Origin of the sequence: Micromonospora sp. B9E7 (assembly GCF_039871815.1) — a bacterium.
Lineage (GTDB): Bacteria > Actinomycetota > Actinomycetes > Mycobacteriales > Micromonosporaceae > Micromonospora.
Genome location: NZ_JBDPLX010000029.1, coordinates 19,285 through 35,890 on the forward strand (window position 1 = coordinate 19,285; position 16,606 = coordinate 35,890).

Sequence of the window (16,606 nt, forward strand, 5' to 3'; positions counted from 1 at the left end):
GCTACGCCCCGCTGAGCTGAGCGCCGCCCGCCGCCGACCGGCCCCGCCGCTCGCGCCCGCGAGCCGTCCGCGCCGCCGTCGTACCGGCTGACGCCGCACCCACCCGCATCGTCGCGGTCACCCTCGTGGTGGCCGGGGCGTCACTCCCCGGAGCCTGCCGTGCGCATCCTGCTGCTCTCCACCGCCGACACCGACCTGTTGGCCGCCCGCGCCAGCGGTGCCGACTACCGGCTGGCCAACCCCGCCCGGGTCACCGCCGACGAGGTACCCGCCCTGCTCGACGGCGTGAACCTCGTCGTCGTACGCCTGCTCGGCGGTCGACAGGCCTGGCCGGACGGCCTCGCCGCGGTGCTCACCTCCGGCGTGCCGACGGTCGTGCTCGGCGGCGAGGCCCTGCCCGACGCGGAACTGATGGCCATCTCCACAGTGCCGTCCGGGGTCGTCACCCAGGCGCTGGCGTACCTGGTCGAGGGCGGGCCGGACAACCTGGGGCAGCTGGCCCGGTTCCTCTCCGACACGGTGCTGCTCACCGGCGAGGGGTTCGCCCCACCCGCACCCACCCCGGCGTACGGCGTGCACCGTGAGTACCCGACCAATCCGGAGCGGCCCACCGTGGGGATCGTCTTCTACCGTGCGCACGCGCTGGCCGGGAACACCGAATTCGTCGACGTGCTCGCGGACGCGGTCCGCGAGGCCGGCGGCAACCCGCTGCCGATCTTCTGCGGCTCGCTGCGCGGGCTCACCACGGGCGCCGGCCCGCTCGGGCTCTTCGCCCGCTGCGACGCGTTGCTGGTCACTGTCCTCGCGGCCGGCGGCGCGGTCGCCGCGGATGCCTCCGGAGGCGGCGACGAGGACGCCTGGGACGTCGGCGCCCTGGCCGCCCTGGACGTGCCGGTCATCCAGGCGCTCTGCCTCACCAGCACCCGTGCGCAGTGGGCCGACAGCGACGCCGGGCTGTCCCCGTTGGACGCCGCGATGCAGGTGGCCATCCCCGAGTTCGACGGCCGGATCGTCACCGTGCCGTTCTCGTTCAAGCAGATCGACTCGGACGGCCTCTCGGTCTACGCCGCCGATCCCGAGCGGGCCGCCCGGGTCGCCGGGATCGCGGTGCGCCACGCCCGGCTGCGGTACCTGCCCAACCCCGACAAGCGGATCGCCGTGGTGCTCAGCTCGTACCCCACCAAGCACTCCCGGGTCGGCAACGCCGTCGGGCTGGACACCCCGGTCTCGGCGGTCCGCCTGCTCGCCGCGCTGGCCGAGGACGGCTACGACCTGGGCGACGCGCCGCCGCCCACCGACGGGGACGCGTTGATCCATGCGCTGATCGCCGCCGGAGGCCACGACGTGGAGTGGCTCACCCCGGAGCAGTTGGCCGCCGCCGAGGCCCGGATACCGGGGCACACGTACCGGCGGTGGTTCGACCAGGTCCCGGCCGAGCTGCGCGAGCGGATGCGGGAACACTGGGGTGAGCCACCCGGCGAGCTGTACACCGAGGGTGGCGACATCGTTCTCGCCGGGCTGCGCTTCGGCAACGTGGTGCTGCTGATCCAACCGCCACGCGGCTTCGGGGAGAACCCGATCGCCATCTACCACGACCCGGACCTGCCGCCGAGTCACCACTACCTGGCCGCGTACCGCTGGTTGGCCGCGTCGGCCGCCGACGGCGGCTTCGGCGCGGACGCCGTGGTGCACCTGGGCAAGCACGGCACCCTGGAGTGGCTGCCCGGAAAGGGCCTCGGTCTCGCCGCCGACTGCGCGCCCGACGCGGTCCTCGGTGACCTGCCGCTGGTCTATCCGTTCATCGTCAACGACCCCGGCGAGGGCACCCAGGCCAAGCGGCGGGCACACGCCGTGGTCATCGACCACCTGGTGCCGCCGATGGCCCGCGCCGAGACCTACGGCGACCTGGCCAAACTGGAGCAACTGCTGGACGAGTACGCCACGGTGCAGGCCCTCGACCCGGCCAAGGTGCCCACCGTGCGGGCGCAGATCTGGGACCTGGTGCGCGCCGCCGAACTGCACCACGACCTGCACGCCGAGGCGATGCCCGACGCGGACGACTTCGACGACTTCGTGCTGCACCTCGACGGGTACCTCTGCGAGGTCAAGGACGTGCAGATCCGCGACGGCCTGCACATCCTCGCCGACGCGCCCAGCGGGGAGCCCCGGGTCAACCTGGTCCTCGCGGTGCTGCGCGCACCCCAGATCTGGGGTGGCGCCCGCGCCCTGCCCGGCCTGCGGCAGGCCCTCGCCGTCGCGTACTCCCTCGACGAGCAGGCGCTGCTCGCGTCACCCGGAAAGCGGCTGGCGCTGCCCAGCGCGTTGACCGAGGTGGTGGACGGCCCGGCCGGCACCGCTGCCGACGCCGTCGACCTGATCGAGGCCCTCGCCCGGCGGCTGGTCATCGGCATGGAGACGCTCGGCTGGGACGCCGACACCGTCGACGCGGTGGTCGCGGAGGTCACCGGCCAGCCGATCCCGGACGTCGCGGCGGTGCTGCACTTCGCCGCCACCGAACTGGTACCCCGGCTGGACCGCACCACCGACGAGCTGGCCAACACCCTCCGGGCGCTCGACGGCCGGTTCGTGCCGCCCGGCCCGTCCGGTTCACCGACCCGGGGCCTGGTCAACGTGCTGCCCACCGGCCGCAACTTCTACTCCGTCGACCCGAAGGCCATCCCCAGCCGCAACGCCTGGGACGTCGGGGTGGCCCTTGCCGACTCGCTGCTGGCCCGGCACCTCGCCGACACCGGGGCGTACCCCCGCTCGGTGGGGTTGACCGTGTGGGGCACCAGCGCCATGCGCACCCAGGGCGACGACATCGCCGAGGTGCTCGCGCTGCTGGGCTGCCGCCCGGTCTGGGACGACCGGTCCCGGCGGGTCACCGGCATCGACGTGGTGCCCACGGCCGAGTTGGGCCGGCCCCGCGTCGACGTCACCGTGCGCATCTCCGGCTTCTTCCGGGACGCGTTCCCGCACGTCGTGGCGCTGCTCGACGACGCGGTCCGGCGGGTCGCCGCCCTGGACGAGCCGGACGAGGAGAACTACCTTCGCGCGCACGTCGCCGCCGACCTCGCCGAACACGGCGACGAGCGGCGCGCCACGGCCCGGATCTTCGGCTCGAAACCCAGGGCGTACGGCGCGGGGCTGCTGCCGCTGATCGACGCCCGGACCTGGCGCAGCGACGCCGACCTGGCCGAGGTGTACGCGGTGTGGGGCGGCTACGCCTACGGCCGCGGCCTGGACGGGCGGGAGGCGCGGGCCGACATGGAACGTTCCTTCGCCCGGATCGCGGTGGCGGTGAAGAACCAGGACACCCGCGAGCACGACATCGTCGACTCCGACGACTACTTCCAGTACCACGGCGGGATGGTGGCGATGGTCCGCCACCTCACCGGCACGTCCCCACAGGCGTACGTGGGCGACTCGGCGATGCCGCACGACGTGCGCACCCGCACCCTGGGCGAGGAGACCCGGCGGGTGTTCCGGGCCCGGGTGGTCAACCCGAAGTGGATCGCGGCGATGCGCCGGCACGGCTACAAGGGCGCGTTCGAGCTGGCCGCCACCGTGGACTACCTGTTCGGCTATGACGCCACCGCCGGCGTCGTCGACGACTGGATGTACGAGCACCTCGCCGCCGCGTACCTCTTCGACGAGACCACCCGGGAGTTCCTGGAGAAGTCCAACCCGTGGGCGCTGCGCGGCATCACCGAGCGGCTGTTGGAGGCCGCCGACCGGGGGCTGTGGGCCAAACCGGAACCGGCAACCCTGGACCGACTGCGCGACACGTACCTGGCCAGCGAGGGCGACCTGGAGGACCGGGTGTGAGCGCGAGGAGTGAGCCGGTTTTGCGAGCCCCGCAGTCGCGAACGAAAGAAGGTCCAGTGATCTATCCGTTCAGTGCGGTGCTCGGCATGGCCGACATGCGGTTGGCGTTGCTGCTCAACGCGGTGTCCCCGGCGATCGGCGGGGTGCTGGTCCGGGGTGAGAAGGGGACGGCCAAGTCCACTGCCGTACGGGCGCTCGCCGCGCTGCTGCCCCCGGTGCGCCGGGTGGCCGGCTGCCGTTTCGGCTGCGACCCGGCCGAGCCGGACCCGGCCTGCCCGGACGGGCCGCACCCGGCCGGCGCGACTGCCGAGACCCGCCCGGCCCGCCTCGTCGAGCTGCCGGTGGGCGCCGCCGAGGACCGGGTGGTCGGCTCACTGGACCTGGAGAAGGCCCTCGGCGAGGGCGTACGCGCCTTCGAGCCGGGGTTGCTCGCCGCCGCACACCGAGGGGTGCTCTACGTCGACGAGGTCAACCTGCTGCACGACCACCTCGTCGACCTGCTGCTCGACGCGGCGGCGATGGGCCGCAGCCACGTCGAGCGGGAGGGCGTCTCGGTCAGCCACGCCGCCCGGTTCCTGCTGGTCGGCACGATGAACCCGGAGGAGGGGGAGCTGCGACCCCAGCTTCTCGACCGGTTCGGGCTCACCGTCGAGGTCGGTGCCAGCCGGGACCCGGAGGTCCGGGTCGAGGTGGTCCGCCGTCGGCTCGCCGCCGACGCCGACCCGGTCGGGTTTGCCGCCCGCTGGGCCGACGCGGACGCGGAGATCGCCGGCCAGGTGGCAGCCGCCCGCCGCCGACTTCCCGGGGTACGACTTCCGGACGCCGCGTTGCGGCAGATCGCCGAGGTGTGCGCCGCGTTCGACGTGGACGGGATGCGCGCCGACATCGTCACCGCCCGAACCGCGTTGGCGCACGCCGCCTGGCACGGCCGGGACCGGGTCACCATCGACGACGTGCGGGTGGCGGCCCGGCTGGCCCTGCCGCATCGCCGCCGCCGCGATCCGTTCGACACTCCGGGGCTGGACGAGAAGCGCCTGGACGAGGCGTTGCAGCGCGCCCAGGACGCCCACCCCGACGAACCGGACGACCGTGGCCCGGACGACGGAGGCCCGGCCGGTGGCGGCGGCCCGAACGGCGGCGTCCCGAGTGGCCCGGCCGGCGGCGGTCCGCAGCGGAACGCCGTGGACGGACACGGCCTCGGCGAGGGTGGCCCGGACGGTCATGGCTTCGACGGCAGCGGCGCGGACGGCAGGGGCGCCGACGGCAGGGGCGGCGACGGCAGGGGCGCGGACGGCAGTTCCGGCGACCGCAGTGGCGTCGACGGGAATGACCCCGGAGGGGCTCAGGCCACCGGGGACGGCGGCGCGGACGGGCGGCTCGACGGGCCGCGCGGCGCGGACGGGTGGCCGCACGATGACGACCGGCGAGCCACCGGTGGCCGGCAGAACGGTGCCGGCGACGACGACCCGACCCCGGCGCCGAGCGGTGACGGCGGTGGCGGTCGGGTGGCCGTACCCCGGGGTGGGTTGACGGCGCGGCTGCTCACCGCGCCCGGCGTGGGTGACGGGGTGCCCGGCCGGCGTTCGCGCGCCCGCACCGGGCGGGGTCGCACCACCGGGGCCCGGATGCCGACGGGCCGCGTCGCGGCGCTGCACCTGCCGGCGACCGTCCGGGCCGCCGCGCCGCACCAGGCCTCGCGGGGGCGGGTGACCGGCCCCCTGCGGTTGCGTCCGGACGACGTGCGCGAGGCGGTCCGGGAGGGGCGCGAGGGCAACCTGGTGCTGTTCGTGGTGGACGCCAGTGGCTCGATGGGTGCCCGGCAGCGGATGACCGCCGTCAAGGACGCGGTGCTCGCCCTGCTCACCGACGCGTACCAGCGCAGGGACAAGGTCGCCGTCATCGGCTTCCGGGGCAGTGGTGCGCGGACGCTGCTGCCGGCGACCTCGTCGGTGCTCGCCGCCTCGACCCGACTGGCCGAGCTGCCCACCGGTGGGCGTACGCCGCTGGCCGAGGGCCTGCTCGCCGCCGCCGACCTGCTGCGGGTGGAGCGCCTGCGCGACCCGAAGCGCCGCCCGCTGGTCCTCGTCGTCACCGACGGTCGAGCCACCGCCGGCACCCGCCCACTGGACCGCACGGCAGCAGCCGCGAAGGTCCTGGCGGCAACCGGCGCCCCCTGCGTGGTCGTCGACTGCGAGTCCGGCCCGGTACGTCTCAACCTGGCCAGTCGCCTGGCAAACCAGCTGGATGCCCCCCGCCACCAACTCGACGACGTGGTCCAGCCCCAAGCCGGAGGAGATCTTGGAAGGAAACGGCCCCTGGAAGGGCGGATTCCTTCCACGATCTCGACCGGCACCACCATCACGCCAGACAGGGGAGATCGCTGATGCCGCAGGGGCAGCCGACACACGTGCCCGCCGACGGGTTGACGACCCGGCAGCGGCGGCACCGGCCACTGCTGATCGTCCACACCGGACAAATGAAGGGCAAGTCGACAGCCGCCTTCGGCTTGGCGCTGCGGGCCTGGACGGCCGGTCTGCCGATCGGCGTGTTCCAGTTCGTGAAGAGCGCCAAGTGGCGGGTGGGGGAGGAGAACGCCTTCCGGGCCCTCGGCGAGGTGCACGAGCGCACCGGCCAGGGCGCACCGGTGGCCTGGCACAAGATGGGTGAGGGCTGGTCCTGGATCCAGCGCGGCGGCGACGCCGACCACGCCGCCGACGCCCTGGAGGGGTGGCGGCAGATCCAGCGTGACCTGGCCGCCGAACGCTACGGGCTGTACGTGCTGGACGAGTTCACCTACCCGATGAAGTGGGGCTGGGTGGACGTCGACGAGGTGGTCGCCACCCTGGCCGACCGGCCCGGATTCCAGCACGTCGTCATCACCGGCCGGGACGCCGACCCGCGCCTGGTCGCCGCCGCCGACCTGGTGGCCGAGCTGACCAAGGTCAAGCACCCGATGGACGCCGGCCAGAAGGGCCAGAAGGGCATCGAGTGGTGAGTGCCCCCACCGAACCGTGGCCGCTGCCCCGGGTGGTCGTCGCCGCGCCGGCCAGCGGCCACGGCAAGACGACGATCGCCACCGGGCTGCTCGCCGCGCTGCGCCGTCGCGGTCTGACGGTCAGCCCGCACAAGGTCGGCCCGGACTACATCGACCCCGGCTACCACGCCCTCGCCGCCGGCCGGGCCGGCCGCAACCTCGACCCGTTCCTGGTCGGGGCGGACCGGATCGCCGGTCTGCTGCGGCACGGCGCGAGCGTCCCCACACCCGCCGACGTCGCCGTGGTCGAGGGCGTCATGGGTCTGCACGACGGCGCGGTGGGCCGCCGCGACTACGCCTCCACCGCCCACGTCGCCCGGCTGATCGACGCGCCCGTGCTGCTGGTGCTGGACACCACCGCGCAGGGCCGCTCGGCCGCCGCGCTCACTCTCGGCATGGCCGCCTTCGACCCGGCGGTACGCATCGGCGGGGTGATTCTCAACCGGGTCGGCTCGCCCCGGCACGAGAGACTGCTGCGCGACGCCCTCGCCGAGGTGGGGGTGCCGGTGCTCGGGGCGGTCACCCGGGCCGTCGAGGTGGCCGCGCCGGCCCGGCACCTCGGGTTGGTGCCGGTCGCCGAGCGGGCACCCGAGTCCCTGGCGATCGTCACCGCGCTCGCCGAGCTGGTCGAGGCCACCGTGGACCTGGACGCCGTGCTCGCCCTGGCCGGCAGTGCCCCGCCGCTGACCTCCCCGGCGTGGGACCCGGTCGCCGCCGTCGGCGGACCAGCCGGCGCGCAGCGACCACGAGTCGCGCTCGCCGGAGGGCCGGCCTTCACCTTCTCGTACGCGGAGACCGCCGAACTACTCACCGCCGCCGGCGCGGACGTGGTCACCGTCGACCCGCTGCGCGACCCGGCGCTGCCCACCGGCACCCGGGCAGTGGTGATCGGCGGCGGCTTCCCCGAGGCGTACGCGGAGGCGCTGGCCGGAAACACCACGCTGCGCGCCGAGCTGGCCGACTTCGACGGGCCGATCGTGGCCGAGTGCGCGGGGCTGCTCTACCTCGGGCGGTCCCTGGACGGCGTACCCATGTGCGGCCGGCTGGACCTGACCGCCCGGATGACCGGCCGCCTCACCCTCGGCTACCGCGAAGCCGTGGCGGTCACCGACTCCCCGGTCGCCCTCGCCGGCGAGCCGGTACGCGGCCACGAGTTCCACCGCACCACCACCGACCCGGGGCACGGCGACCGGCCCGCGTGGCGCTGGGACGACGCGCGGCACGGCTTCGTGAGCGGTCGGGTGCACGCCTCCTACCTGCACACCCACTGGGCCGGCCACCCGGACGCGGCCCGCCGCCTGGTGGAGGCGTGCCGATGACGGCCACGTTGACCGGAGTGGGTGTCGGCCCGGGCGACCCGGAACTCCTCACCGTCAAGGCGGTGCGGGTGCTGCGCGAGGCCGACCTGGTCTTCGTACCCGTGATGGCGGACCGGGTCGCACCCACCGCGCCCGCCGGTGCGACACCGTCGGGCGCGGACGTCGGGCGCGCCGAGGCCACCGTGCGGGAGTACGTCGCGGCGGATCGGCTACGCCGGCTGCCGTTCGCCCTGGACGACCGGGGCGGGGTGACCGCCCGCCGGGCGACGGCCTGGGACGACGCGGCCCGGGTGGTGGTCGAGGCCATCGACGCCGGCGCGAGGTCCCTCGCGTTCGCCACCATCGGCGACCCCAACGTCTACTCCACGTTCGGTTACCTCGCCCAGAGCGTCCGCGCGCTGCGCCCCGCGGTGCGGGTGGAGACAGTGCCCGGCGTCACCGCCATGCAGGAGCTGGCAGCCCGCAGTGGCACCCCCCTCTGTGAGGGACGCGAACCGCTGACCCTGCTGCCGGCCACCGCCGGGCCGGCGCTGTTCGCCGACGCCCTCGCGGGGCCGGGCACCGTGGTCGTCTACAAGGGCTGGCGGCGGCACCCGGACCTGCTCGCCGAGCTGCGCAGGCAGGGCCGCCTCGCCGACGCGGTCCTCGGGCGCAGCCTCGGGATGCCCGGTGAACGCATCGGGCCGGTCGACGCCACCGAGCACGACCTGCCGTACCTGTCGACGCTGCTGGTCCCGGCCCGCCGCGAGCACCGAGGAGGAAAACTGTGACCAGCGACGGCAAGGTGTGGTTCGTCGGCGCCGGCCCCGGGGCGGCGGACCTGCTGACCCTGCGAGCCGCCCGGGTCATCGCCGAGGCGGACATCGTGATCTGGGCGGCAAGCCTGGTGCACGCCGACGTCCTCGACCACGCCCGCCCCGGCGCGGAGATCGTCGACTCGTCGCAACTGCCCATCGAGGGCGTGTTGCCGCTCTACCGACGGGCCGCCGAGCAGGGGCTGACCGTGGCCCGGATCCACTCCGGCGACCCGGCGCTGTGGGGCGCGGTGCAGGAGCAACTGGACCTGTGCCGGGTGCTCGACCTGGCCGTCGAGATCGTCCCCGGGGTGTCCTCGTTCACCGCCGTCGCGGCGATCGTCGGGCGGGAGCTGACCGTGCCCGAGGTGGCCCAGTCGGTGATCCTCACCCGTCTCGAAGGTGGCAAGACCCCGATGCCGCCCGGCGAGCGGGTCCGGGACTTCGCCCGGCACGGCACCACCATGGCGCTGTTCCTCTCCGCCGCCCGCTCCGGTCAGGTACAGGCCGAGCTGCTGGCCGGCGGCTACCCGGAGGACACCCCGGCCGTGGTGGCGTACCAGGCGACCTGGCCCGACGAACTGGTGGTGCGCTGCACGGTCGGCACCCTGGAGGCCACGGTCAAGCAGCACAAGCTGTGGAAGCACACCCTCTTCCTGGTCGGGCCGGCGCTCGCCGCCGAGGGCACCCGATCGCACCTCTACCACCCAGGGCACTTCCACACCTTCCGCCGGGCGGAGCCGGCCGCCCGCGCCGAGCTGCGCCGTCAGACCGCCGCCCGTGCCGGGGAGACAGAGACACCATGACGTACGCCGAGCCGCCGCTGCGCGAGCCGGACCTGCCGCGTACCGCGAAGGTCCGGCCCACCGCGCTGCGTACCGGCTGGACCACCGGCGCCTGCGCGACGGCGGCGGCCAAGGCGGCGCTCACCGCGCTGGTCACCGGGGAGATCCAGCCCGATGTGGAGATCGGTCTGCCCGCCGGACGCCGGGTGCGCTTCCCGGTCGAACGCTGCGAGGTGACCGGCAACCCACCGGTCCGCGCCGAGGCGGTCGTCGTCAAGGACGCCGGGGACGACCCGGACGTCACCCACGGCGCGGAGCTGACCGCCACCGTGGACTGGACCGACGTGCCCGGTCTGCGGCTCGCCGGTGGTGCCGGCGTCGGCACCGTCACCAAGCCCGGCCTGGGCCTCGCGGTCGGCGGTCCGGCGATCAACGACACCCCACGCCGGATGATCGGCGAGGCGGTGGCCGAGGTGGTCGACCTCAGCGAGGTCGGTGTCCGCGTGGTGATCAGCGTGCCCCGGGGCGAGATCATGGCCCGCAAGACCACCAACCGGCGGCTCGGCATCCTCGGCGGCATCTCGATCCTCGGCACCACCGGGATCGTCCGCCCCTTCTCCACCGCGTCCTGGCGGGCCAGCGTCGTGCAGGCCGTGCACGTGATGGCAGCCCAGGGGGAGCGGACCGTGGTGCTCTGCACCGGTGGGCGTACCGAGCGGGCCGCCCGTGCGCTCCTGCCCGACCTACCCGAGGTCTGCTTCGTCGAGGTCGGCGACTTCACCGGTGCCGCGGTGACCGCCGCCGTGGGCGACGCGATGACCGGGGTCGTCTTCGTCGGCATGGCCGGCAAGCTCGCCAAACTCGCCGCCGGCATCCTGATGACCCACTACACCCGCTCCAAGGTGGACCTCTACCTGCTCGGCGCGGTGACCGCCGACGCCGGCGGTGATGCGGCTCTCGTCGCCGCCGTGACCGAGGCGAACACCGGGCGACACGCGTACGAGCTGTGGGAGGCCGCCGGCCTGCTCGAACCGGCCGGCGACGTGCTCTGCCAACGGGTCCGGCAGGTGCTGCGGCGCTTCGCGGGGCCGACGGTCACCGTCGACGTGGCGATGGTCGACTTCGCCGGGTCGCACGTCGTCGCCTCGTCCGGCCGGTGGCCCCGATGACGCGGGCGGCCTCGGGGGCCTCGGTGACGCGGACGGCGTCGAGGGCCTCGGTGACGCGGGCGGCGTCGGGGGCCTCGGTGACGCGGGCGGCGTCGGGGGCCTCCGTGACGCACGTGGCCCCGATGGCCGGCGTGACCGTGGTCGGGCTGGACGCCGCCGGTGCCCCACCGCACCCCGCGCTAGCCCCGGTGCTGGCCACCGCCGGGCTGGTGGTCGGGGCCGCCCGGCACCTGGCCGCGGTCCCCGTACCGGCCGCCGTCGAGACCGTCACCCTCGGGCCGCTCGCCCCCGCCCTGCGCCGCCTCGCCGAGGCCGTCGACGCCGGCGTGCCGGCCGTGGTGCTGGCCAGCGGCGACCCCGGCCTGTTCGGCATCGTCCGGCGGCTGCGCGCGGCCGGGCTGCCGCTGCGGGTGGTGCCGGCGGTGTCCAGTGTGGCCGCCGCGTTCGCCCGCGCCGGGCTGCCCTGGGACGGCGCCGCCGTGGTCACCGCGCACGGCCGCGACCTCCGACCGGCGCTGAACGCCTGCCGGGCGCTGCCGCTGGTCGCGGTGCTCACCGCACCCGGCGCCGGTGCGGCCGAGCTGGGCGCCGGGCTGATCGGCTGGTCCCGCCGCCTGCTGGTCGCCGAGCACCTGGGCACCGACGCCGAACGGATCCGCGCGGTGACCCCCGAACAGGCCGCCGCCGAGACCTGGGCCGACCCGCACGTCCTGCTCAGCCTCGCCGAAGCCGAAGCCGAAGCCGACGTCGACGTCGACGTCGACGTCGCACCCGATCGGGTCACCGCCGGCGGGATGCGCGCCGACAACCAGCCCGCCGCCGGGCCGGCCGGCGGGTGGGCGCTGCCGGAGACCCGGTACGCCCACCGCGACTCCATGATCACCAAGTCGGAGGTGCGCGCCCTCGTCGTCGCCCGGCTGCGCCCCCGACTGGGCCGGCTGATCTGGGACGTCGGTGCGGGCAGCGGCTCGGTCGGCATCGAGTGCGCGCTGCTCGGCGCGGCCGTGCTCGCCGTCGAACAGGACCCCGAGGCCGGCGCGACCGTCCAGGCCAACGCCGCCGCGCACGCCGTGCACGTCCGGCTGGTCACCGGAACTGCACCGGAGGTGCTGGCCGGCCTCCCCGAGCCCGACGCGGTCTTCGTCGGCGGTGGCGGTGTCGACGTCCTCACCGCCGTGGTGGCCCGCCAACCCGAACGGGTGGTGCTCACCCTGGCCGCCCTGGACCGGGTCGCACCGGCCGTGGGTCTGCTGCGCGCCGCCGGCTACACGGTCGAGGGCAGCCAGCTCTCCGCCGCCCGCCTCGCCGACCTGCCCGGCGGGTCGATCCGCCTCGCGGCCACCAACCCGGTGGTCGTCCTCACCGGGGAGCGCCCGTGACCGACCTGAACCCGCCCGCCCGGATCGGCCTGGTGGCCGCCACCGCCGCCGGCCGCCGGCACGCCGATACCCTGACCGCCGCCTGGCCGCACGCCCGGCTGGTCGAGGGAAACAGCGTGGCCGACACGCTGCGGACCGCCTGGGCCGGATGTGACGCGGTGATCGCATTCCTGGCCACCGGAGCGGTGGTGCGGATCCTCGCGCCGCTGCTCGGCGACAAGCACAGCGACCCGGCCGTGGTGGTCGTCGACGAGGCAGCCCGGCACGCCGTGGTACTGCTCGGAGGCCACGCCGGCGGCGGCAACGACCTCGCCGAGCAGGTCGGCGCGCTGCTGGACGCCCGCCCGGTGATCACCACCGCCACCGACGCCGTCGGTCTGCCGGGGCTGGACACCCTCGGCTGGCCCGTCCAGGGCGCGGTCGCCGCGGTGTCCCGGGCCATCCTGGACGGCGAACCCGTCCACCTGATCTCTGACGCCGCCTGGCCGCTGCCCGCCCTGCCGCCGAACGTCCAACCGCCACCCGCCGGCACAGTGGCGGAGGGCGGGTACCGGCTGCTGGTCACCGACCGGCTCGTGCCACCCGACGATCGGACCGCCGTGCTGCGCCCACCGTCGCTGGTTGCCGGGGTGGGGGCGAGTCGAGGCGTACCCGCCGCCGAGGTGGCCGAGCTGCTGCACCGGGTGCTGGCCGACGCCGGCCTCGACCCGGCGAGCCTGCGGTGCCTGGCCAGCGCCGACGTCAAGGCCGACGAGGCGGGCATCCGCAGCACCGCCGACGCGCTCGGCGTACCCCTGGTGACCTGGCCGGCGACGCGGCTGGCCACGGTCGACGTGCCGCACCCCAGCGAGGTGGTCCGCGCTGCGGTCGGCACACCGAGCGTGGCGGAGGCCGCGGCCCTGCTCGGCCCGGACGGCCGACCGGGCGATGCCACGCTGCTGGTGGGAAAGACCGCGACGGCGATGGCCACCGTGGCGGTGGCCCGGCACGCGCCGCGCGGCCGACTCGCCGTCGTCGGCCTCGGGCCGGGCACCGCCGACCTGCGCACCCCCCGCGCGGTGGCCGAGCTACGTCGCGCCGCCGTGGTGGTCGGCCTCGACCAGTACCTCGACCAGGTCCGCGACGTGTTCCGCCCCGGCACCCGGGTGCTCTCCAGCGGGTTGGGCGCGGAGGAGGCCCGGGCCCGCGCCGCCGTCGCCGAGGCCACCGCCGGCCGGGCGGTCGCGCTGATCGGGTCCGGCGACGCCGGGGTGTACGCGATGGCCAGCCCCGCCCTGGAGTACGCCGACGAGCGGATCGACGTGGTGGGCGTGCCCGGGGTGACCGCCGCCCTCGCTGCCGGGGCGCTGCTCGGCGCGCCGCTCGGCCACGACCACGCCTACCTGAGTCTGTCCGACCTGCACACCCCGTGGGAGGTCATCGAGCGGCGGGTGACCGCCGCCGCCGAGGGTGACTTCGTGACGGTGTTCTACAACCCGCGCAGCCGGGCCCGCGACTGGCAGCTCGGCAAGGCACTCGGCATCCTCGCCGCGCACCGGCCACCGGACACCCCGGTCGGGGTGGTACGCAACGCCAGCCGCCCCGGCGAGCGGCTGCACCTGGCGACGCTGACCACCCTGGACCCGGCCGTGGTCGACATGTACAGCGTCGTGGTGGTCGGCAACAGCGACACGAGGCTGGTCGCCGGCCGGATGGTCACACCCCGGGGGTACCGGTGGCGCTCGTGACCATCGGCGCCTGCCAGGGCTGCGGCGCCTGCCTGCTCACCTGCCCCACCCACGCGATCCGACCGGTCGCCGGTGGCCTCACCGTCCGCGCCGACCGGTGCACGGGCTGCCTGGAGTGCCTGGAGATCTGCCCGGTCGACGCGATCCGCGTCGTCGCTGACCCTGACGCGATCCGCGTCGTCGCTGACCCTGACGCGATCCGCGTCGTCGCTGACCCTGACGCGATCCGCGTCGTCGAGCCCGACCCCTGCGAAGGAGCCCGATGAGCCGGATGGTGCATCCCATCGAGGTCGAGTCGTACCGCATCCTGCGCGAGCGGGTCGACCTGTCGCACCTGCCGCCGCTGAGCCGAGCGGTGACCGAGCGGGTGGTGCACGCCAGTGCCGACCTCGCGTACGTCGACGAGCTGGTCTGCGACGAGGCCGCCCTGGAATTGGGGCTGACCGCGCTGCGCGCCGGCGCGCCGGTGGTCACCGACGTGGCGATGGTCGCCGCCGGGATCACCCGGGCCGGCCTGGAACTGGTCTGCCCGGTCGCCGAGCCGGCCGCCGCCGAGCTGGGCCGCTCGGCCGGGATCACCCGCTCGGCGGCGGCCCTGCGGATCGCCCTGGCCCGGGTCGGCCCGGGCGCGGTCTGGGTGGTCGGCTGCGCGCCGACCGCGCTCGTCGAACTACTCACCCTGGACGCGGCACCGGCGCTGGTCGTCGGCCTGCCGGTCGGCTTCGTGGGCGCCGCCGAGTCGAAGGCGGCGCTGCGGGCCAGTGGCCTGCCCGGGGTGTCCAACGTGGGGGAAAAGGGTGGTTCGGCGGTCGCCGCCGCCGCCCTCAACGCCCTGCTCTACGTCGAGGAGAAGTCATGACCGGTTTGGTCATCGTCGGGCACGGCACGCGCAGCGCGGCCGGGGTCGAGCAGTTCGCCGCACTGGTCGAGCGGGTCCGCCGTCGCGGTGACATCGGCGACGTCGAGGGCGGCTTCATCGAGCTGTCCCGCCCACCGCTGACCGACGCGGTCGGCGCGCTCGTCGCGCGCGGGCACCGGGCGCTGGTGGCGCTGCCGCTGGTGCTCACCGGCGCAGGCCACGGCAAGGGCGACATCCCCGCCGCCATGGCCCGGGAGCAGGAACGTCACCCCGGGCTGAGCTACCGCTACGGCCGCCCGCTCGGCCCGCACCCGCTGCTGCACACCGCCCTCGAACAGCGCATCGACGCGGCACTTGCCGGTACCGGGCAAGCCGGTGCGGGCCCGGCGGGTGCCGACCGGGCCGACGCTGCGCTGCCTGGTGCCGACCGGGCCGACGCTGCGCTGCGTGGTGTCGATCGGGCCGGCACGTGGGTGGCGTTGATAGGGCGGGGGTCCACCGACCCGGACGCCAACGCCGAGGTCACCAAGGTCGCCCGACTGCTCTGGGAGGGACGCGGCTACGCGGGTGTGGAGCCGGGCTTCATCTCCCTCGCCCAGCCGTCGGTGCCGGCCGTGCTGGAGCGGCTACGCCGCCTCGGCGCGCGGCGGATCGTCGTCGCGCCGTACTTCCTGTTCGCCGGGGTGCTGCCGGACCGGATCGTCGCCCAGTCGGCGGAGTTCGCCGCCGCCCACCCCGACCTGGACGTCCGCGTCGCCGAGGTGATCGGTGACTGTGACGCGCTCGCCGACCTCGTCCTGGAGCGGTACACCGAGGCGCTGGGCGGGGACATCCGGATGAACTGCGACACCTGCGCGTACCGGGTGCTGATGCCCGGCTTCGCCGACAAGGTCGGTCGCCCGCAACGCCCGCACGACCACCCCGACGACCCGGTCGGCCACCACCATCACCACGGGCACGACCACCACCACGACCACGGCTCGGTCGCCGTGGTCGGCGGCGGGCCGGGCCCCGACGACCTGATCACGGTACGCGGAAAGGCACTGCTCGACGCCGCGGACGTCGTGGTGGTCGACCGACTCGCCCCGCAGGGGCTGCTCGCCGGGCTGCGCCCCGACGTGCTGGTGGTCGACGCGGCGAAGGTGCCCCGTGGCCCGTCGATGGCACAGGAGGCGATCAACGCGGCCCTGGTGTCGCACGCCCGCGCCGGTCGCCGGGTGGTCCGCCTCAAGGGCGGCGACCCGTACGTCTTCGGGCGCGGCCACGAGGAGATGCAGGCCTGCGTGGCGGCGGGCGTCCCGGTGACTGTGGTGCCCGGGGTGAGTAGCGCGCTCGCCGCGCCGGCCCTCGCCGGCGTGCCCGTGACGCACCGGGGCGTGGCGCACGACGTCACTGTCGTGTCGGGGCACCTGCCGCCCGGGCACCCCGACTCGCTCGTCGACTGGGCGGCGCTGGCCCGGGCCCGGGGCACCGTCGTGCTGCTGATGGCCGTCGACACCATCGCCAAGATCGCGACCGTGCTGATCGAGCACGGACGTGCACCGGAGAGCCCGGTGCTGGCCGTGCAGGACGCCGGGCTGCCCGACCAGCGATCGGTGCCCGCCCGGCTGGACGAGATCGGCGCCGTCGCCGCCCGGGAGGGCGTCGGCCCACCCGCCGTCTTCGTCCTCGGCCCGGTGGTGGCTCTCGCCACCACCGGGCCGACGGGATGA

General features: G+C 75.3%; 12 protein-coding genes. All 12 read left to right on the forward strand.

Annotated features, from left to right (window positions below; genetic code table 11):
* Nucleotides 1–159: 159 nt before the first annotated feature.
* The 12 genes from cobN to cobA all read left to right on the forward strand — a co-directional run bounded on the left by cobN (nt 160) and on the right by cobA (nt 16,606).
* Nucleotides 160–3,828 (forward strand): cobaltochelatase subunit CobN, encoded by a 3,669-nt coding sequence (gene cobN / locus ABGB10_RS30605; RefSeq protein ID WP_347664455.1) that lies wholly within the window; start codon nt 160–162, stop codon nt 3,826–3,828.
* The gene (locus ABGB10_RS30610; protein WP_347664456.1) at nt 3,825–6,212 is read left to right on the forward strand and encodes a magnesium chelatase subunit D family protein; all 2,388 of its coding nucleotides are present in this window, start codon (nt 3,825–3,827) and stop codon (nt 6,210–6,212) included. Before cobN ends, ABGB10_RS30610 begins: the two co-directional genes overlap by 4 nt.
* On the forward strand, nt 6,212–6,823 hold the full coding sequence (gene cobO, locus ABGB10_RS30615) for a cob(I)yrinic acid a,c-diamide adenosyltransferase (RefSeq protein WP_347664457.1): 612 nt from the start codon (nt 6,212–6,214) through the stop codon (nt 6,821–6,823). Before ABGB10_RS30610 ends, cobO begins: the two co-directional genes overlap by 1 nt.
* Nucleotides 6,817–8,181 (forward strand): cobyrinate a,c-diamide synthase, encoded by a 1,365-nt coding sequence (locus tag ABGB10_RS30620; RefSeq protein WP_347664458.1) that lies wholly within the window; start codon nt 6,817–6,819, stop codon nt 8,179–8,181. Before cobO ends, ABGB10_RS30620 begins: the two co-directional genes overlap by 7 nt.
* The gene (gene cobI, locus ABGB10_RS30625; protein WP_347664459.1) at nt 8,178–8,951 is read left to right on the forward strand and encodes a precorrin-2 C(20)-methyltransferase; all 774 of its coding nucleotides are present in this window, start codon (nt 8,178–8,180) and stop codon (nt 8,949–8,951) included. Before ABGB10_RS30620 ends, cobI begins: the two co-directional genes overlap by 4 nt.
* The gene (gene cobM, locus ABGB10_RS30630; RefSeq protein WP_347664460.1) at nt 8,948–9,781 is read left to right on the forward strand and encodes a precorrin-4 C(11)-methyltransferase; all 834 of its coding nucleotides are present in this window, start codon (nt 8,948–8,950) and stop codon (nt 9,779–9,781) included. Before cobI ends, cobM begins: the two co-directional genes overlap by 4 nt.
* Nucleotides 9,778–10,929 carry a cobalt-precorrin-5B (C(1))-methyltransferase gene (locus tag ABGB10_RS30635; protein ID WP_347664461.1) on the forward strand — a complete coding sequence of 384 codons (1,152 nt, stop codon included), beginning with the start codon at nt 9,778–9,780 and terminating at the stop codon, nt 10,927–10,929. The genes cobM and ABGB10_RS30635 overlap by 4 nt, the downstream gene beginning before the upstream one ends.
* Before the next feature lie 104 nt (nt 10,930–11,033).
* Nucleotides 11,034–12,308 (forward strand): precorrin-6y C5,15-methyltransferase (decarboxylating) subunit CbiE, encoded by a 1,275-nt coding sequence (cbiE, locus tag ABGB10_RS30640; RefSeq protein WP_347664462.1) that lies wholly within the window; start codon nt 11,034–11,036, stop codon nt 12,306–12,308.
* On the forward strand, nt 12,305–14,035 hold the full coding sequence (gene cobJ / locus ABGB10_RS30645; RefSeq protein WP_347664463.1) for a precorrin-3B C(17)-methyltransferase: 1,731 nt from the start codon (nt 12,305–12,307) through the stop codon (nt 14,033–14,035). Before cbiE ends, cobJ begins: the two co-directional genes overlap by 4 nt.
* Nucleotides 14,023–14,301: a 4Fe-4S binding protein gene (locus ABGB10_RS30650; protein WP_347664464.1), complete on the forward strand. Its 279-nt coding sequence runs from the start codon at nt 14,023–14,025 to the stop codon at nt 14,299–14,301. Before cobJ ends, ABGB10_RS30650 begins: the two co-directional genes overlap by 13 nt.
* Nucleotides 14,298–14,894, forward strand: coding sequence for a precorrin-8X methylmutase (locus ABGB10_RS30655; protein ID WP_347664465.1), 597 nt, complete (start codon nt 14,298–14,300; stop codon nt 14,892–14,894). The genes ABGB10_RS30650 and ABGB10_RS30655 overlap by 4 nt, the downstream gene beginning before the upstream one ends.
* On the forward strand, nt 14,891–16,606 hold the full coding sequence (gene cobA / locus ABGB10_RS30660; RefSeq protein WP_347664466.1) for a uroporphyrinogen-III C-methyltransferase: 1,716 nt from the start codon (nt 14,891–14,893) through the stop codon (nt 16,604–16,606). The genes ABGB10_RS30655 and cobA overlap by 4 nt, the downstream gene beginning before the upstream one ends.